The sequence below is a fragment of the Mycobacterium sp. MOTT36Y genome (assembly GCF_000262165.1).
Lineage (GTDB): Bacteria > Actinomycetota > Actinomycetes > Mycobacteriales > Mycobacteriaceae > Mycobacterium > Mycobacterium intracellulare.
The window spans coordinates 674,342-692,443 of sequence record NC_017904.1; the positions used below are offsets into that span (position 1 = coordinate 674,342).

Consider the following 18,102-nt stretch of genomic DNA (forward strand, 5'->3'; position numbering starts at 1 on the left):
TCTTCTGCCGGCATCGAACAAGGAGGACCCCAGAAATGGCAACCTCGCCTAAGCACTCGGTCAGTGTCGCCGGCATCGTAGTGCGTGACGATGATCGCGTTCTCGTGATCAGGCGGGACGACAACGGCCACTGGGAAGCCCCTGGTGGTGTACTCGAACTAGGCGAATCTTTTGAGGACGGTGTTCGGCGCGAAGTCCTTGAGGAAACCGGATTGACGGTGAAGGTAGAACGTCTCACCGGCGTTTACAAGAACCTGACCCATGGGATTGTCGCTCTGGTCTACCGCTGCCATCCGGCCGATGGGGACACTCACCCCACTGCGGAAGCCCGCGAGGTTCGTTGGATGACAAGGGAGGAAGTTCAGTCAGCGATGAATCCTGCATTCGCGGTGCGTGTACTGGACGCGTTCGACGAAGAAACTCATTCGCGGGTCCATGACGGCGTCAACCTCGTGTCGGGCTGCTAGGGGTCCACTACACGCTGTCCGGATGTAATCCGAACAGTGCTTGATAGAACACTGCTCGCTTTGGGGGCGCTGGCTCGACCTCGCCCGGACGAGCCTGCACGCATCCCAGGAACGCACTAGACGACGGCGCATTCGCCGGTTTGTTCCGGACGATAAGTTTCGTGAACGCTTCGATGTACTCGAGCGCCGCTCGGATGAGGGTGAAACCGGTTGTCGCAAGGTCGGCCACCATTGACGAACCGGTAAAGGGCGAAACAGGTTCGGTCTGCCACACTCCCAGCGCGTCGTAGTGGTGCTGAGTCATCTCATTGTCGGCACCGAGGGCTAACTCGGGAATCACACTGAGATTCAGCGCCACGTTCATCGTGTTGCCGTAGCTGCGGCCAGGGTGGGTGTCGACGGCAAGAACGCCATCGTGGATGTGATTCCTCAACTGCTTGCAGAGCCACGCATACACCCGCAGGCGCGTCACGTCACCCAAAAGTGACTGGTCGTACTGCGTTCGCACTTCCTTGTCGATGAAGGTCCGCGAGTCGAGTGATCCCCGAGCCTTTTTCCGATCAACTGACGGGTCGACCATCGCTTGGTAAGCACGCCCGAAAATATCGAAAACTGCTGCAAGATAGAGTAATTCACGGTCAAAAGCTTCAGCGGTAGCCTCGGCAACATCTTCGTTCCGCTTCCCGTCCAGCGGGTTCGACAGCGCGGCCAGCAGATCGTCGAACGCGCGCGCTGCACGTCTCAGGCGGATGCGAACCGACGTGAATGCCTCTGCGGCCTCAGGTCCACCTTTAGCGGCAGCCGCAAACATTGAAGCGGCATCGAAGTATGGCAATCCGCTGACCGTGCCCCAGTCGTAAAGATTGACGATGGTCGCAGTCGACTCCGTCGTCTCCCAGCTTCCGCCACCCACCAACATGCCGCGCTCGACCGTCACAACCGGATTGCTAGTCACCCGCAAGTAGTGACCGATGAGTGGTACAGCCGCGTCGGGTGTCACGCTGACGACCACATCGTTGTCGGCGACATCTGTTCGTCCCGCAGTGGGGGCGGTGGTGACGATGGCATCGATGCCAACAGCCCCGGCGGCGGCAGCATAGGCAGCTGCACGATGTCGCTGATCGAGCGTCAACGGGGGGAGGCCGTCCGGCGCATCGTGCTCATCGAGCTGCTGGTACGCGGCGAAGAACCGAGCCTTGGACCAGGCACGGTAGCTCTCGCCACGAGCGGTGCTGACGGAGAACTCGGCCGCGTCGCAGAACTTGCCTGCGTCAGCTACGTTCGTGAAATTGACGGTGTGGCAAGGCGGTTCATCGAGCAACTCGGTCCACCCGCTCGGAGCTTCCGTTGCCGCCGGGATCAATAGGTGCACCTCGATCTCGTCGCGCGTCAGGAACCCGGTGATGTAGCCCTCCTCCGGCGGCTCCGCGATGGTCCCGACATCAATGCCCAGCCGCACCGGGCGCGTTGCCGGCCTCAATGGGTACAGAGGCTCCAACTTCGAGTCTCTCGTCGGCGGCCGAACGTAGCGCATGAAGCGCCAGTTGGGCCGGCCGGATGGGATGGTGATCGCCATATTGGGATGGTCGCACTTGGGGATGACAACTCAGATCGGTCCGTAGTGTTCGCATTCCGACGACTGCATGCATACGGCAGGTCAACCGACCGCAGCCACACCAGAGCCGCACGGCAGGGGAGGCGCGCGAGCGCATTGATCGAGGTTTGCAGCGCATTCTTGATGCATGGAACGCCCGCGATAGCGCATAGGAATACTAATAGTATCGTTGCGCTACTATCGGTAGCATAGATGGGACTCACCGACGCGTCGAAGGGGGCGGTTATGCACACGCAATGGATTGAGCAATGCACCGTTCAGCGAGTCTCGCTGCACGAAGGGCTCATACTCGACCTCGACGGTTACAACGAATTGGTGATTTCCCGACCGCTGCGACTGACCCTCCCGCCGGCAGGAGCCTGGCCGTCGGATGAAGTGTTGATCGACCCCATCAACCTTTCGCCCGAGGAGCGGCCACTGTTGGACCTTGCCGGAGCGATCTGCACGCGCGCCTGGTGCGACGACGACGGGGCCTTACATCTCTGTTTCTCCCCCGGCCACCGCATCGACGTCGACCCGGATGTAGCGGCGACCTCGTGGGAACTCTATGGCAAGTGTCACGGATACGTGGCGTGTCTGCCGCGAGGTCGCGTCCGAGCGATTCGGCACGACCTTCCTGTCGACGAGAATGACTCAGACGCAACACAACCCAAAGCCATGGCACATCAGTAGCCCGGGTGGCTGAAGACTCGCTGGATGCTTATGTCAGGGTCCTCATGGCGCGGTCGAGGAAGTCGGTAACCGCGGCGGTGAACGCGTCGTTGTTGTCGCCGGCAACCATGTGACCGGTGCCGGTGACGTCCGTCGTTTCGGCGTGCCTGACGAGCTGGCGGAATTCGCTGACGGTTTCCTGGGAGACTACGTCTGAAAGTGCCCCGCGTACCAACAGCGTTGGGGCCGTGATTCGACGTGCTCCTTCGGCGAGGAATCCGCTGATGGCGTCGAACTCCTCGCTGCCCGTCATGAGATTGCCTTGGAGGACATCGAAGTTGGAGCTGATGAAGGCCGGGTCCCAGCGCCAGATCCATCGGCCATCGCTACGTTGGCGCAGAACCTTGTGCAGGCCGTCGAGATTTTCGGGTCGCGCGCGGCGTGGGTTGTATTCGGCGATGACATCGGCGGCATCATTGAGCGTGCCGAATCCGTCGGGGTGTCCGGCCATGAATGACAGGATGCGACGGGCCCCATGAAATTCCATTCGCGGGGTGATGTCGACCAGGACAACGGCTGCCCAGAGGTCGGGTGGGGCCAGCAGATGGGTAGCGAGGATGATCAGCCCACCCAGCGACGCGCCGACGACGGCGGGGGGACTGTCGGCGCTGACGTGTCCTCGTACCGAGATCAGATCGGACACAAACCGTTCGATGTCATATTGTCCGCTCGGGTCCCAGTCGCTGTCGCCGTGACCTCGTGTGTCGTAGGCGACGACGGTGTAGCCGTGGGAATAGAGTCGACGGGCGGTGGTGGCCCACGCGTGACGGTTCTGGCCGCCGCCATGGAGCAGCAACACGACGGGGTGAGTCGCGGCGTGCCGGTAGCAATCGGCCACGAGAGTGATCCCGTCGCTGGTGCGGATGCGCTCTCGGCCAATTGTCATGTGGTCCGGTGTGGTCGGCCGTTGTGAGTCGAGGATTTCCGTTGCGGCCACCAGCTGGCCTCGCGCAGGAGCGTAGCGATCGCGGGCACCGTGAGGGTGCGAACGACGAAGGTGTCGAGTAGTAGGCCGCAGCCGACGATGAATCCGACTTGGATCATGATTCCGACAGAGCCGACCATCAGGCCGAACATACTCGCGGCGAAGATGAGCCCGGCTGAGGTGATGACTGAACCGGTGTTTGCGACCGTGCGTAGCACGCCGACGCGAATGTTGTGAGCGGATTCTTCGCGTAACCGCGAGATCAGCAGCATGTTGTAGTCGGCGCCGACGGCGACCAGGATGATGAACGCCACAAGCGGTACGGGCCAGGCGATTTCCTTACCCAGGCCGTATTGGAAGACGAGCGTCCCAATGCCCAGTGCCGCGCCATAGTTGAGTACGACCGTACCGAGGAGGTAGAGCGGGGCCAGCAAGGCACGCAGGAGAAGGACAAGGATCACTCCGACGATGACGAGCGTGGCGATCGCCAGCAGATGAAAGTCGGCCGACAGCAGGCGCTGAATATCGGAGTTGACGGCGGGGAAACCGGCCATCGATATCGTGGCGTTGGCCAGGGAGGTGTTCGGGCGTGCGGCCCCGGCAACTTCGGTGATTTTCTGAGCGAGATCCATCGCTTGGCTGCTGTAGGGGTTGTAGCTCGATTCGATCGCGAAGCGGGCGGTCTTGCCATCGGCCGACATAAAATGTTTTGCCACATCGGCGAACTGGCGATTCTCGAAGGTGTTGGCGGGCAGGTAAAAGCCGCTGGCGTTGTCCGAACCGGCGCTGGACCGCGCGGAATTTTGTAATTGGGTGGCGACCTGACTCATGCCGGACAACATTTCGATGTTGCTGTCGGCAAGGGTGTGCACGCCGGTGGCCAGGGCTTGTGCACCCGACGCGAGCTGGCTGATGCCGTTTTGGAGGCGGCGGATATTGCCGGCCATGTCGGCGGGATCGCCGAGTGCTCCGAAAGCCTTGTTCAGCGAGGTGACCGTGCTCTGCAGATCTGCTACGGTGCCCGCCGCATTGTCGCTGCCCGGCTGGTACATGTCGCCCAGGTTGGCGAGCTGGCTGAAAAAGCCGCCATCGCGCAAGGTCACCAGAATCTGCACCTGATCGCGGATCTGGGCACACTCGGGTGTGGTGGCACACCACGGGGAGGTGTTGAGCGCACCAACCAGCGGATCGATCGTGGCGATCGCGTTTTGGGCTTGTTGAGCTTCTTGACGCAGTCCCGGCCCGGTTCGGATCGCTTGATCGATGGTTGGTGTGGTAGCCGAAAGTTGCTGCAGCAGAGGGCGAAAGTGTTGAAATTGCGATCCGCTGGACTGGGCTTGGGTAAGGACCGCGGTCAGCGGTGTCAATGCCGTGCGCAGGGTGGTGTCAAGTTGCGCCAGGCCGCCGGCGAGTTGGTCGGCGCCACTGGTGAGTTTGGCCAGGTCGTCCTTATGGGCGTCTCCCTTGGCGACCGCGCCGGCCATCTTGTTGCCGATCTGGCCGTTTTGCCACGAGAGCTGTGCCTGATCGAGGCGTGCACCGGTGGGCCGAGTGACACCGGAAACCTTGGTGACGCCCGGCAATTGCGACACTCGAGACGCCATTTCATCTAGGTCGGCTAGGCCTTTACTGGTGCGCATATCTGTGGGTGATTCGACGACCATGAACTGTGTGATGACGATATCTTTGCGGAAATGCCTATCCAGCAAGCGATAGCCCTCATTGCTGGTGGTCGTCGCCGGCTGTCCTTGCCGATCGTCGTAGCTGATGTGCATAGTCAGCGCGACAGCCGCGAGGCCTAATACAAGTGCCAGGCTGGCGGCCAGCAGTGGGGCGGGTCGGCGGACCACGGCCACGGCGATCCAGTTCCAGTATCGGCGCGTGCGGTCAGCTTTGGGTTCGCCAATGCCATGTTTCGCGGCAAGCGCCAATACCGGAGGAAACAACGTTACTGTAGCTGCGACTCCGACAAAGACAGCGATCGCGCACGCCGGGCCTAATGCGCTAAATACGCTCAGCTTCGCAAAGACCAAGGATAGAAACGCAAACGCCACAGTCGCGGCGGAAGCCATGATCACCCGCCCGATGGTGGCGGTTGCGTTAATCACAGCCAGGTCAGCCGAAATCATCTGGCGGCGCTGCTCGTGATACCGGCTGATCAGAAACACGGAATAATCGGTGCCGGCACCCAACAAGATGGCAGTCATGAACGCAATCGTGAATTGCGACACCGGCATTCCTGATTCGCCCAGCGCCGAGAGCACCCCGCGCCCGACCGCCAGGCTCACACCGATCACGAGCAATGGCAGCAACGCGGTAACTAGTGACCGATAGATGACCAGCAAAATCACCGCGATCAGACCGGCTGTCACGATGGAGATGCCAATCAAATCCTGCTCAGCCGAATCGATTAGATCGCTGAATGTCGCGGGAGGTCCGGTTACACGAACGATCGTGGACGTACCGCTAAACGACTCGGCGACAATAGCGCGCACCGCCCGAACGGATTCCGCCGCTCTAGGATCGCCGAGCGTGCCAGCTACCCCGACCGGCACATACCACGCCTTGCCATCCTGGCTCATCGCCTGACCCGCAGTAACGGGGTCGGCTAACAGATCCTGAACCAGTCGCACGTGCTGGGAGTCGGCACGCAACCGCGAAACCATCGTTTTGTAGCGCTGACGCACCGGCGCAGTCAGGCCCGTCGGGTCCTCGAATGCAACAAAGACGGTGGTCTTGGACCCCTGCTCGCCGAATGCCGTGCCCATCCGGTCAACCGTCTGCAGCGATGGAGCATCAGGGGGGACCAGATTCACCGACTGCTGTTTCACAACGGTTTCCAGCTGGGGGAACAGCATCGCCAGGACGCCGGCGGTCACCACCCACGCCCCGATGACCAGCACCTTATGTCGGATGCTGAACCCCGCCAGGCGAGCTAGTCGATCACTGTATGCGCCCTCGCCCGCCGCGACCTTGCGAAGTTGCTCCCGAACTGGGCGACTCAGCGTCGCCACCCCCGAGGAAACCCACCCGTTGTCCGCCATCCCCCACCTCCGTTATCCCAAAAGAAACTAACGGTGTCGGAACAGTACCGCTAGTACCCTTTCGCTTCGTCGCCGAAACCGCGACAGGCGTGCACCCGTCGACCGCTACCGCACTACTCACCTGGATTGGCCCGAGAGCACCCCGCAGGCGACGGACCAGCATTTCGCGCCTGGCGCGACGTGCCCCTCGGCGCGCAGGTTGATTGACCGTGACGACGCACCGTCGCCGAAATTCTGAAAGGTTCATGAACGCCGCAGACGAAAAGCCAGCCGGGAAGTTAGCCTGGTGGGATCGTCGTGCACGTGGTTGTACATTTCCCGGTTCATCAAATTGTCGTCCAGGTATGAGCAGTAGCGAGGCGGGTAATGCCGAGGACGAACGCGGTCTTGGTCCGGCGGCGTTCGGTGGATGTCACTGGTAATGGTGCGGCCGCTGAGCCTGAAACCGCGAGCCGCACTCATCCACACTTGGGTCCTGGTTAGCGCAAGCAGCGCATTCATCGCAGAACGCCATCCTCGGCGTGTGCGAGTCCCTGCCGCACAAGTTGGGAGGGTTCGTGGGATGGCCTCATGAACCGACATGCCAGCCGTGCATTGGTGGCCTTTTGGACCACGGGTTGTTCGAGCCGTTGCCTGATCACGAATCCCCCTACTACGCACAAACCCCTACGAATAACTGTACTATTGGTAGCGCTATGCTACCAACAGTAGCGTTAGTTGGGTAGTGGCTGGATCAATCGCCAATGCAGATGCGATTCGGTGCGGGCCAGGTATGCGTAGGGTTTACGGTGACCATATGGAGCGCGACGGTTTTGACATGCCGGTCGACGACGATGTCGATCCGCGCCTGGTGCGCTCCCGGACCCGGCTATTAGATGCAGCCACCAAACTCCTCAGCGCCGGCGGGATTGAAGCCGTCACCATAGACGCGGTCACCAAGGCCTCTAAAGTTGCGCGCACGACCCTCTATCGCCACTTCAGCAGCTCCACTCAACTACTGGCCGCCACATTTGAACGGCTGCTGCCGCAGGTTCACCTTCCGCCGGCGACGGGATCGTTGCGCGACCAACTCATCGAACTGTTGAGCCGACAGGCCACGCTGTTCCAGGAGGCGCCGCTGCACGTCACCACACTGGCTTGGGTCGCGCTTGGCCCAACATCAAACAGCACTCAGGAGACCTACGATCGGCACGCGCTGCGGACCCGGATCATCGAGCAGTATCGCCAGCCGTTCGATCTACTTTTGCAAAGCCCCGAAGCCTGCGCCGACCTCGATGAATTCGACCCCGAGCTGATCCTGTGCCAACTCGTGGGGCCGGTCGCCTTCGCGCGCCTCACCGGGCTGCGTGCCATCGATCGTCAAGACTGTGAGCGCATCGTCGATGACTTCCTCGCCGCGCACCGCCGCAAGGTCGACGAGCCCGCATCGTAGTGATCCCGCTCCGCGGGAATGGCGCCGCCCCAGCCGCTCTGCCTGACGCGCAGTTCGGCTAATTTGCCGACCACGAGATAGGCAAAGACATATAGCCCCGGATGAGGCCCGACCGCAGGCGCTGCGCGTTCTCTAGGTCGACTTCCCAGTTGGGCACTCGGGCCAGCAGGGCGCGCAACGCTATCCGGGCCTCCATCCGCGCTAATGACGCACCGAGACAGAAGTGGATACCTCGGCCGAACGCCACTTGATGTTCGGGTTTGCGCCCGATATCGAACACGTCGGGATCAGCAAACACTCGTTCGTCACGGTTAGCCGAGCCGAACAACAGCAGCACTGAATCACCGACGGACATCGTGACGCCATGCAGCGTGACGTCGCGGGTCAGAGTTCGTGAAAGTCCTTGCACCGGTGAGTCATACCGGAGGAGCTCCTCAACTGCGGGACCAAGCAAGTTGTCATCGGCGACTAGTCGTCGGCGAATGTCGGGATCGCTCGCAAGCACTACTGCGGCGTTGCTGAGCAGGTTCGAGGTGGTCTCATGGCCTGCGATGAGCAGCAACAGGCAAAAGCCAAGGAGGTCCTCGTCAGTAAGACGCTTTCCGTCGATCTCGGCGGACACCAAGGCCGACATCAAGTCGCCGCGCGGTTCGCGTCGACGCTCGGCGAGGAAGTCGGTGAAGTAGGCATAGACGGCCGCAGCCGCGGCCAGCCCCTCGCCCATCTCACCGCGCGCCGGATTGGACTGGACCATCGTGGTTGACCACTGCCGAAACTGTGCGCGGTCCTCGCGAGGAATGCCGAGCAAATCAGCGATCACCATGGCCGGCAGGACGGCGGCAAAGTCGGCGGCAAAGTCAACCGACCCTGCGCCCCGGTCAAGGCAATCTGATAAATCCTCCGCCAGGTCCTCAATCCCACTACTTAACGCCGCGATGCGCCGCGGGGTGAACGCCTTGCTTACCAACGCGCGCAGCTGATCGTGTCGCGGGGGATCCATCAAAATCATCATGGGCAAGAACGATGCGTGGAAATCTGAGCCCGGTGGAGTTGGAAATATGCCGTCCACGGATGAGTAGGTGTGATGGTCAAGCAGCGCGCTGACGACATCTTCGTGGCGACTGAAAACCCACGTGTTGGAATCGGCTGCGCGATACAGCGGGGCTTTGTCGCGCAGCTGCCGGTAGATGGGGTAGAGATCGTCCTGAATCGTCGCATCGAACGGGTCGTAGCGAAGTTGCACCGTCGTCATCTGAGCTCCTACCGCTGTGAATCTAATTATACGGCTGTCTAATCCAGTAGTTTAGACTGTAAGTCCAACCGAGAGGAGCGTCAATGCGCGAGGTTCCGCGAAAAATTGCCGACCGCCTGCCGCCGGCGGCGGCACTTTTCGCAGACCGCGGGCTCAACGACACCAAGATCGAAGACGTCGCCGCCACCACCGGCATCGCCAAGGCCACCCTTTACTACTACTTCGCCGGCAAAGAGGAAATACTCGCCTTCCTCCTCGAAGACGTCCTACAGCAAGTCGCGCACGAGGTCGCCGCAGTCGTGGAGGCAGAAGGCTCCGCCGCTCAGCGCCTGCACGCAGTCATCAGTGCCCAGCTGCGCGTGATGGCACAGAGACCCGCCGTCTGCCGCGCTCTCATCGGGGAACTGGGCCGCGCCGCCCGCATGCCCGTCATCGCCGACATGATCAGCGCCGCATACTTCGCACCCGTCGAGACGTTACTTCGCGCTGGCGCCGGCGACGGCTCACTCGTGACCCTCGACAACCCAGCAGTTGCCGCGATCGCGCTATTCGGTGCCGTCACGACCAGCGCACTGACCTACCTAGTGCTTGACGATGCGCTCGACGAAGATCGAATTGCCAGAACAATTCACGACCTCGTTTTTGTCGGTTTACGACCGCGCTAGCCGTCCCCCGCACCGCGTGGACGGTAGTGCGCAGCTGAGCATGGCCCGCGACTCGGACTATCCGGAGCATCCAGGCGACGCGGGGTCGTCGGAGTGAGCTACAGACAGCGCGTGACGCAGCGGATGAAGTACGGCTGGCCCACCCGTATGCACCGCCAGCCGCAGCTGCTCAATGACTGTGTGCACCTGACGTCGCTCTTCAGTGTCGGAAAGTCCGAATTCATAAAGCTCCCAACGATATTTATGATCCTCCAGCCGCAGGAGTAGCTCGTTGATCACGTTGTCCAGGTCCATCTGCTCAGCGGCCAATTCCTGATGATTCCTCGGCCGCTCACCATCCGGCAGGCGCGGCGACAGTTCGATGGTCACGTGCTAAGCGTATGTAGCCGGTTGCTGCAATGCGACGGTCAGAGGTGAATTGCGTTAGATCACTTACGGCCCGCGAGTTGTTCGTCGCGCACCGCCTTCGCCCGATCCGCCGATAACGCTGCCGCGAGCTGGGATGCGAACGCTGGTCCGTCGTTCACAAGGGCGTAGCCACCCGCGAAGCCGCCTTGGCGGCAGAGAAGTCGCCTCCGACAGACGTTGCGGTGGCGTACTTTGCCAGTCTTGGAGTTTGTTCGTTGAACTGCGACGCGGGTCATTCGCGGAACGAGTGCGGTGGGGAAGCAGTGGGTGCAATCGCTATGAATGGCCTGTGAGCGAGACCACCGACGGATGATCCTTCGGGCCGTCAGGTATGCGTCCTGGGCGATCTCAACGACTGCGGTTGCTCGTTCCAACCCGTGGACCCCCCAAAAGCGACCCGGTCCGCGGCCCGGCCGCCGCCAGGCCTCCGGAACGATGTGCTGGTATTCCTTGTCGCCCAATCTATTCGGTGATGAGTGCTTCGTGAAGTAGATCGCCAAGCGTTTGGGGTCGCAAGCACGCAATCCGTTGAGGCTGTCGATAGCCGTACCGGCGCGCAAGTGGCGTGTGCGTTGTTCAGGGTCGGGATGGGCGACGACTTCCGCCCATTCCTGCGACAACCATTCGCTGAACCTACGGCCTGATCGACCGACGGTATACGGGGGAGCCATCCATAGGTGAATGTGTGGTGCGCCGCGGCGTTGAAATTCCATCTTCCAGATGTAGCGCGCTGGTTCACCCCATTCGCGCTGAAATCGTTTGCGCCACAGCATCATATGTCGCTTTACGCTGGCTCCATCGGGTGCGACCGATTCCCAGTCGCCGGGGTAGGTCAGCGTGACCATCGCGGGTACCCGTCCGCTTTCCACCATCGGCGTGTAGTCCAGCTCGGCGAAGGTGCGGCACATCGCCGCACGCGACTTGCGGGACCATTCGGTGATCGCACGGCCCGACGGGTCAGGCACATCACGACCGGCCTTTATGCGGTCTACCTCGCCCGCTACGTCCTGCATGTGCTGGCCCACGGTCCGCTCAGATGCCTTCTCCGCGCGAACGGGATTGGTCCAGCCGAGACGGACGACGCCCGGGCCGATCGTGATCCGGAATCGCCCGCACTCAGGTTCGACATCCAGCCGGTCCCGTCCATGCGCCCATGGTTCGGCCGGTTCGAACAGCGCCGCTGCCGAGGCCACCATGTTGGGCCTCGGGAACCGCAGCCCCAAGGCATCCGAGGCCGACAGTTCCGCATCAACAATGCCGTCGACGGTGTCGCGGACACTTTTGGCGCATATAACAAGCCCGTTGGTCCCAGCCGGAACACGGTCTACGCCGCTCCCGCCGTCCGACCGACCGCTACCGCTCTCGCGCCCTGCGGCCTTGCCGGCCTCGGGCACTCGCGGTCTACCGGCGTCCGCCGCTCCGTCCGTGTTCCGGCTGGCCGTTCGGGTTGTGTCCGGCCGAAGGGTGAGTCGCTCCGCAATCGAGCTCGTTGAATGCGCGCTCGACCTCGTGATGCCGGGCATCGGGTACCTGCTCCCCGGGAGCCCCCAGCGCGCATCACTGAGTGACGGGCGATGAAGGGTCCCTTGTCGGGAGTGCTGTCACCGTGTCCGGTCTGTGTCCGATCGCCGGACGAGCAGCCTGCGTCAGACGCGCTCAGCGCGGCGTATTTGACGTATGGGAGTCATTAAACCGCAGGCCAGCGGCCGTTCCATCCACCTGAAAAGCGGAAGGTCGGCGGTTCGATCCCGCCCCTGGCCACCACGATGGTGATCACCATCAATCATTTGACCCGTCGGCTGCATGGACGGTCGCCAATCGCCAGCAGGCCCCGTGGGCGCTGCTGGCGGGCGGTCGACGACTACGGCGGGCTCGGCCGCCATTGATGAGGGAAGCCCTACTTGAGCATGCTCCCGGCATCGACGGTGACCGGAAGACCTGTGATGTAACGCGATTCGTCGGAAGCCAGGAACAGCACCGCGTTGCTGATGTCCACCGGCTCGACCCAGCCGACCGGCAGCACGTGCATGAACTGCGCGGCCACCTTGAGGTCATCCGGGCCGGGATTCTTCAGGTCGGGCCGGAACAGCTTCATCGTCCCCTCGTTCATGAACATGGGCGTGTTCACGTTGGTGGGGTGCACCGAGTTCACCCGGATGAAGTGCTCGCCGAGTTCGACGGCGAAGGTGCGCATCAGGCCGACCACGCCGTGCTTGGCGGCGATGTAGTGACCGGTGTGCGGGTAGGCCTTGAGGCCCCCGACCGAACTGGTCAGAATGATCGAGCCGCCCTGGCCCTGGGAAATCAGGTGCGGCACACCGGCTTTGACGGTTTTCCAGACGCCGGAAAGGTTGACGTCGATCATGTCGCGCCAGTCGTCTTCGCTGGTCTTGTCCAAAGTCTGGCCGCCGTTGCCGATTCCGGCGTTGGCGCAGATGATGTCCAACCGGCCCAGCTGCTCGACGCCGCTGTCCACCGCCGCTTTCAGCGCGTCGTAATCGCGGACGTCGACCTCGGCGGTCACGATGCGGCGGTTCAGGCCCTTGATGAGGTCGGCCGTCTCGGCCAGGTCATCGGGCGTCGACGGCGGGATCTCGCTGCTGCTACTGATCGGCGTGCAGATGTCGACCGCGATGATGTCGGCACCTTCCTGCGCCAGGCGCACCGCGTGGCTGCGGCCCTGGCCGCGAGCCGCCCCGGTGATGAACGCGACCTTGCCCTCAACTCTTCCACCCATGACTGCACCTCACCTAGACGTGGCCGACAATTCTTTGTCGATCGATCAGGAAGGTTGGCACCATTCGTGCGCAGTGTCAACAGACGTGTGCCCGACCGCCCGCTCGGTGGCCGGGATGCGGAAACGGTCCTGTGCCGCTGCGGTGGCGCCGGCCGGTGCTAGCGGCCAAGCGTGGACGCGGCCGCAGGTGCCGCCAGCAGGCTCATCTGGCGTTCGGCGAACGCGCGCAGCTCGTCGTGTCCCTGGGTGACGCCGACGGCGCTCTCGTTGCACAGGCTGCGGGCCACCTGCGCGATCAGCATCGAGATCGCGACCGGGGGATATTCCTCGAGATCGACTCCGTTGGCGCGTAGCACCATGGTGACGGCCGCCGTCTCGATGTCACGAACGCGCTCGGCGTAGGCCTTGAGTTCGGCGCCAATTGCCTTGCGGTGGTTGGCCAATGCCATGAACTCGGCGTTCAGTGCGGTCACCGCCGTGTCGCTGTTCATCGCCCACAGCGCCCGCAGGGGGTCGTCCTCGGCCAGCAGGGCGCGCATGCGCGTCAGCGCGGTCTCGGCACCGGCGCGCAGCACCTCGACGAACAGATCGTCCATCGTGGGGAAGTAGTAATAGACCAGCGCCTGCTTGACGCCGGCCTCGGCGGCGACCCGCCGGGAGGTGGCCGCGGCATAGCCTTCCTCGCGCATGATGCGGGCGGTGGCCTCGATCAGCTTGCTGCGCGCGCCGGCGTCGGGGGTCCGCTTGGGTTGGCGCGCCGCCGCGCGGTTGGGTGCGCCGGCTTTGCTTGACCGGCCCGCGCGATCCGTGGTAGGCATACCGCATCCTAACAATTTGGTCGATCGATCAGTTTGTGGAGCGGCAAACGGGGGATTGGAGGGCCGGTGACGACAGCGCGCATGCGTGTGCGGGTGGATCCGCGCCTGTGTGAGGCGCATGCCCTCTGCGTGGAGATCGCCCCCGAGGTTTTCGAGCTGGGTGACGACGTCGCGACCTGCGACGAGCAACCGGCTGAAGCGTTGCGCCACAGCGTGGAAGCGGCCGTGGCCGCCTGTCCGCGCCAGGCCATCAGCGCCGTCGCCGGCGACGCATCAGCGTGACGCACTGCGCTTTTCGGTGCCAGGAAAAGGAATTGGACTCATGACCGATCTCGCCAACGTCGACTACTTCACCGACGCCGACGTCGCGCAAGACCCCTACGACTACTGGGACTACCTGCGCAACCAGGGACCGGTGTTCCGCGAACCGCACTACGGGGTCGTGGCCGTCACCGGCTACCAGGAGGTTCAGGCGGCATTCAAAGACGTGGACTCGTTTTCCGCGGTCAACGCGATCGGTGGTCCGTTCCCGCCGTTGCCGTTCACCCCGGAAGGCGACGACATCAGTGAGCAGATCGAGGCGCATCGCCACGAGTTCCCGATCTTCGAGCACATGGTCGTCATGGACCCGCCCGAGCACGAAAAGGCGCGCTCCCTACTCGGCCGGCTGCTGACCCCGCGCCGACTGCAGGAAAACAAGGACTACATCTGGCAATTGGCCGACCGGCAATTCGACGAGTTCATCGCCAACGGCCACTGCGAGTTCCTCAGCGAGTACGCGAAGCCGTTCGCCACCCTGGCGATCGCCGATCTGCTCGGGGTTCCCGACGAGGACCGCCCAGAGATCCGCCGCAATCTCGGGGCCGGCAATGCGCCGGGCGCCCGAGTGGGCGCGCTGGATCACGAACCGGTGGGCAGCAACCCATTGCAGTACCTCGACGACCTGTTCAGCGCCTACATCACCGACCGGCGACGGCAACCGCGCGAAGACGTGCTGACCGGCCTGGCCACCGCCACGTACCCCGACGGCTCGGTCCCGCCGCTGTTGGAGGTCGTCCGGCCGGCGACGTTCCTGTTCGCGGCCGGGCAGGAGACCGTGACCAAACTGCTCAGCTCGGCGGTGCAGGTCCTCGGCGACGACCCCGAGCTGCAAGAGCGGCTGCGTTCAGATCGAAGCTTGATCGGCACGTTCATCGAGGAGGCACTGCGCATGCAGAGCCCCACCAAGGTGGACTTCCGGCTGGCACGGAAGACCACCACCCTGGGCGGGGTGCACATCCCGGCCGGCACCGTCCTCATGCTCTGTCTGGGTGCGGCCAACCGCGATCCGCGAAAGTTCGACAATCCCAACGAGTTCCGGCCCGATCGGAAGAACGTGCGCGAGCACATCGCCTTCGGTCGCGGCATTCACACGTGCGCGGGCGCGCCGCTGGCGCGGGTGGAGGGACAGATCACCATCAACCGCCTCCTGGACCGCACCCGCGAATTCAGGATCAGCGAGGCCAAGCACGGATCGCCCCGTGGCCGTCAGTACCACTACGAGCCGACGTTCCTGCTGCGCGGCCTGACGGAGTTGCACATCGACTTCACCCCGGCCGACTGACGCCCGAGACGGCGGACATCAACTCTCCCAAACGGGCCAGGGCGGTGGTGTATTCGTGTTCGGGCGGTGTCCCGTACCCGATGATGATTCCGTCTGTGCGGCGGCCCGTGCCGTGCCAGAACGGGGCCAGCCCGGTGAGGGCGATGTCGCGTCCGCGCGCCGCGCTCAACACCTCGGCCTCCGAAATGCCCTCGGGCAGCGCGACAACGGCGTGCAGGCCGGCTGAGATGCCCAACACCGGCATCCCGGGGGCGCAGCGGCCGAGGGTAACGACGAGAGCGTCGCGGCGGTTGCGGTAACGCCGCCGCATCCGCCGGATGTGCCGATCGAGCGCTCCGGATTCGATCAGCTCCGCGAACGTCAGCTGCGCGAGCACGTCGGTTCCGCGATCGGCGCGGCGCTTGGCTTCGACCACCCCGTCGACCAACGCGGCGGGTAACGCGAGCCAGCCGAGGCGGAGGCCGGGCGCCAGGCTCTTGCTGGCGCTACCCACGTAGACGACGTGTTCGGGTGCCAGGCCCTGCAGCGCGCCCACGGGGTGCCGGTCGTAGCGAAATTCCCCGTCGTAATCGTCCTCGATCAGATACGTGCCCCGGGTCGCGGCGATGTGCGCGAACTCGGTACGCCGGTCGGCGTCGAGCGTCGCCCCGAGGGGAGCCTGGTGTGCCGGGGTGAGCACCGCCGCGGCGACGGCCGTATTGAATCCCTCGGGCCGCGCACCCCCGTGGTCGACGTCGAGGGGCTCGACGGTTAGCCCGCTCGCCGCCGCCGTCGCGCGATGGTCGGGCAGGCAGGGATTCTCGAGCGCGATCGACCGGGCTCCGCCGGCGGCCAGCGCCTCACACACCAGACGCAGCCCCTGGGTGAACCCGCTGCAGACGACGATGTGCTCGCCGGTGGTGAGCACCCCGCGCACTCGACCCAGGTAGTTGGCCAGCGCGGCGCGCAAGCGCGGTGACCCGCGCGGGTCCGCCGGCCCCAGTTCGGCGTGGGGGGTGGCCTCGAGGACTCGGCGCAACGCGCGTAACCATTCGGCGCGCGGGAACATGCTGAGGTCCGGGCGGCCGAGGCGAAAATCGGCCGCATAGCGCTGGGTAACCCGCATCGATTCGATCGGTGCCTGAACGTGCGGTCCGCCCGCCACCTGGGTGGCCGCGCCTGGACGGGTCCGGAGGTATCCCTCGGCCGCCAGTTGCGTGTAGACCTCGACGACGGTGCCGCGGGCAAGCCCGAGCTGTGTGGCGAGGGCACGCGAGGATGGCAACGCCTCGCCCGCGGCGAGGCGTCCACCCCGGATGGCTTGTCGCAGAGCGGCTTCGAGCGCCGCACGCCGGCCCCGACCCGGGGGAAGGTCGAGATGCAGGTCCCCTCCGGTATCGCGACTGGTCCACGAATTCGGCATCGAATTGGACCTTACCGATGGGCCGGTGTGGTGGATAGCGTCAACAGCGGATGGTTCGTGCAAAGGGGAGACGATGGTTGATGTGGGCGCCCGACGCCTTGATCGCGCGGCGAGTTGGACCGCCGAAGTCAATGCGTTTCAACGCGCTGCGGAAACGCTGCGGCCACCGGGGCGGCGGCTCGTGGAGGACGCGTACTCCCGGCGTTTCGTCGGTAATCCGGTGCTGCGCGCCATGCTCGCCCACTGGCGCGCGGCCGACGCCGCGCTCCGGATATTTGACCACCTGTGGGGAGGCCTGCACGCCCACATCGCGCTTCGGGTGCGCTACGTCGACGACGCATGTGAGGCCGCGATCGCCGCGGGGATCGGCCAACTCGTGCTGCTGGGCGCGGGCTTCGACACCACCAGCATTCGCCGCGCGGGGACCCCGGTGACGATCTTCGAGGTCGACGCGCCCACCACTCAAGCGCACAAGCGCCCGGTCGTCGAGCGGCTGTTGGCGCCGCGGCACAGCTGCCGAATCCATTGGGTCGCCTGCGATTTGGAACGGAACGCGCTGCGCGAAGCGCTACTGGCCGCCGGCTTCGACCCCAAGCAGCCCGCCCTCGTGGTGTGGCTCGGCGTCACTCCCTACCTGACCCGCGGCGCCATCGACGCGACCATCGCCGACCTCGCCGGCCTGTGCACCCCGGGGAGTCGCCTCGTCCTGGACCACATCGCCGCGGGCGTCGTCACCGCCGGCACCCCGTGGAAGAGCGCGGGCCGGATCACCCGGATGGTGGCCCGGCGCGGCGAACCGTATCGCAGCGACTTCACCGAGGCCGACCTGACCGCCACATTGGCAGCGCACGGATTCGAGCTGCGCGACCACGCGACCGTGCCCGCGCTGTTGCGCCGCTACGACCCGTCGCGCGCAAGCCGGCTCGCGGACGACGACTGGCTCGCCGTCGCGACGGCAGAACGCGAATGAGGCGCGCCCCGACGGCCAGATAACCCGACGCGGACCGATCCAGCCGGGACAAT

General features: G+C 64.0%; 16 protein-coding genes and 1 tRNA gene. 8 read left to right on the plus strand and 9 right to left on the minus strand.

Annotated features, from left to right (window positions below; all coding sequences use genetic code 11):
• Window positions 1–35 precede the first annotated feature (35 nt).
• Window positions 36–467 carry an NUDIX hydrolase gene (locus W7S_RS03395; protein ID WP_008263949.1) on the plus strand — a complete coding sequence of 144 codons (432 nt, stop codon included), beginning with the start codon at window positions 36–38 and terminating at the stop codon, window positions 465–467.
• A 7-nt stretch (window positions 468–474) separates the two neighbouring features.
• Here the strand turns inward: W7S_RS03395 and W7S_RS03400 are convergent, their stop codons facing one another.
• Window positions 475–2,043, minus strand: a complete 1,569-nt coding sequence (locus tag W7S_RS03400) for a hypothetical protein (protein ID WP_224097130.1) — start codon at window positions 2,041–2,043, stop codon at window positions 475–477.
• A gap of 264 nt (window positions 2,044–2,307) precedes the next feature.
• Between W7S_RS03400 and W7S_RS03405 the strand changes: the two genes are divergently transcribed.
• The gene (locus W7S_RS03405) at window positions 2,308–2,754 is read left to right on the plus strand and encodes a DUF6188 family protein (protein WP_014710938.1); all 447 of its coding nucleotides are present in this window, start codon (window positions 2,308–2,310) and stop codon (window positions 2,752–2,754) included.
• Window positions 2,755–2,782: 28 nt separating this feature from the next.
• On the opposite strand, the gene W7S_RS03410 is transcribed toward W7S_RS03405, so the two are convergent.
• Window positions 2,783–3,679, minus strand: a complete 897-nt coding sequence (locus W7S_RS03410; RefSeq protein WP_014710939.1) for an alpha/beta fold hydrolase — start codon at window positions 3,677–3,679, stop codon at window positions 2,783–2,785.
• Window positions 3,676–6,762: an RND family transporter gene (locus W7S_RS03415; RefSeq protein WP_024636820.1), complete on the minus strand. Its 3,087-nt coding sequence runs from the start codon at window positions 6,760–6,762 to the stop codon at window positions 3,676–3,678. The genes W7S_RS03410 and W7S_RS03415 overlap by 4 nt, the downstream gene beginning before the upstream one ends.
• Window positions 6,763–7,558: 796 nt before the next feature.
• Here W7S_RS03415 and W7S_RS03420 point away from each other — a divergent pair.
• Window positions 7,559–8,194 (plus strand): TetR/AcrR family transcriptional regulator, encoded by a 636-nt coding sequence (locus tag W7S_RS03420; protein ID WP_014710941.1) that lies wholly within the window; start codon window positions 7,559–7,561, stop codon window positions 8,192–8,194.
• A gap of 58 nt (window positions 8,195–8,252) precedes the next feature.
• Here W7S_RS03420 and W7S_RS03425 read toward each other — a convergent pair whose 3' ends face one another.
• Window positions 8,253–9,446, minus strand: coding sequence for a cytochrome P450 (locus W7S_RS03425; protein ID WP_014710942.1), 1,194 nt, complete (start codon window positions 9,444–9,446; stop codon window positions 8,253–8,255).
• Window positions 9,447–9,529: 83 nt separating this feature from the next.
• Here W7S_RS03425 and W7S_RS03430 point away from each other — a divergent pair, with 83 nt between their 5' ends.
• Window positions 9,530–10,111: a TetR/AcrR family transcriptional regulator gene (locus tag W7S_RS03430; RefSeq protein WP_014710943.1), complete on the plus strand. Its 582-nt coding sequence runs from the start codon at window positions 9,530–9,532 to the stop codon at window positions 10,109–10,111.
• Window positions 10,112–10,168: 57 nt separating this feature from the next.
• On the opposite strand, the gene W7S_RS26745 is transcribed toward W7S_RS03430, so the two are convergent.
• Complete coding sequence (locus W7S_RS26745) at window positions 10,169–10,480, minus strand: hypothetical protein (RefSeq protein ID WP_131806047.1); 312 nt, start codon at window positions 10,478–10,480, stop codon at window positions 10,169–10,171.
• 59 nt (window positions 10,481–10,539) lie between these two features.
• Entirely contained in the window at window positions 10,540–11,913 is a 1,374-nt protein-coding gene (locus W7S_RS25840; RefSeq protein WP_224097131.1) for a hypothetical protein, read from the minus strand.
• Between the two features lie 302 nt (window positions 11,914–12,215).
• Between W7S_RS25840 and W7S_RS03435 the strand changes: the two genes are divergently transcribed.
• Window positions 12,216–12,283: transfer RNA gene (locus W7S_RS03435), tRNA-Phe, on the plus strand.
• A gap of 133 nt (window positions 12,284–12,416) precedes the next feature.
• Here W7S_RS03435 and W7S_RS03440 read toward each other — a convergent pair.
• The gene (locus W7S_RS03440) at window positions 12,417–13,256 is read right to left on the minus strand and encodes a mycofactocin-coupled SDR family oxidoreductase (protein WP_008253525.1); all 840 of its coding nucleotides are present in this window, start codon (window positions 13,254–13,256) and stop codon (window positions 12,417–12,419) included.
• A 158-nt stretch (window positions 13,257–13,414) separates the two neighbouring features.
• Complete coding sequence (locus W7S_RS03445; RefSeq protein WP_085976474.1) at window positions 13,415–13,969, minus strand: TetR/AcrR family transcriptional regulator; 555 nt, start codon at window positions 13,967–13,969, stop codon at window positions 13,415–13,417.
• A 186-nt stretch (window positions 13,970–14,155) separates the two neighbouring features.
• Here W7S_RS03445 and W7S_RS03450 point away from each other — a divergent pair, with 186 nt between their 5' ends.
• Window positions 14,156–14,356 carry a ferredoxin gene (locus tag W7S_RS03450; protein ID WP_014710945.1) on the plus strand — a complete coding sequence of 67 codons (201 nt, stop codon included), beginning with the start codon at window positions 14,156–14,158 and terminating at the stop codon, window positions 14,354–14,356.
• Window positions 14,357–14,396: 40 nt separating this feature from the next.
• Window positions 14,397–15,677: a cytochrome P450 gene (locus W7S_RS03455; RefSeq protein ID WP_014710946.1), complete on the plus strand. Its 1,281-nt coding sequence runs from the start codon at window positions 14,397–14,399 to the stop codon at window positions 15,675–15,677.
• On the opposite strand, the gene W7S_RS03460 is transcribed toward W7S_RS03455, so the two are convergent.
• Window positions 15,661–17,079 carry a PLP-dependent aminotransferase family protein gene (locus W7S_RS03460; protein ID WP_050989364.1) on the minus strand — a complete coding sequence of 473 codons (1,419 nt, stop codon included), beginning with the start codon at window positions 17,077–17,079 and terminating at the stop codon, window positions 15,661–15,663. The two genes, W7S_RS03455 and W7S_RS03460, sit on opposite strands and share 17 nt — an antisense overlap.
• Window positions 17,080–17,161: 82 nt before the next feature.
• Between W7S_RS03460 and W7S_RS03465 the strand changes: the two genes are divergently transcribed.
• Window positions 17,162–18,049, plus strand: a complete 888-nt coding sequence (locus tag W7S_RS03465; RefSeq protein WP_014710948.1) for an SAM-dependent methyltransferase — start codon at window positions 17,162–17,164, stop codon at window positions 18,047–18,049.
• Window positions 18,050–18,102: the final 53 nt, after the last annotated feature.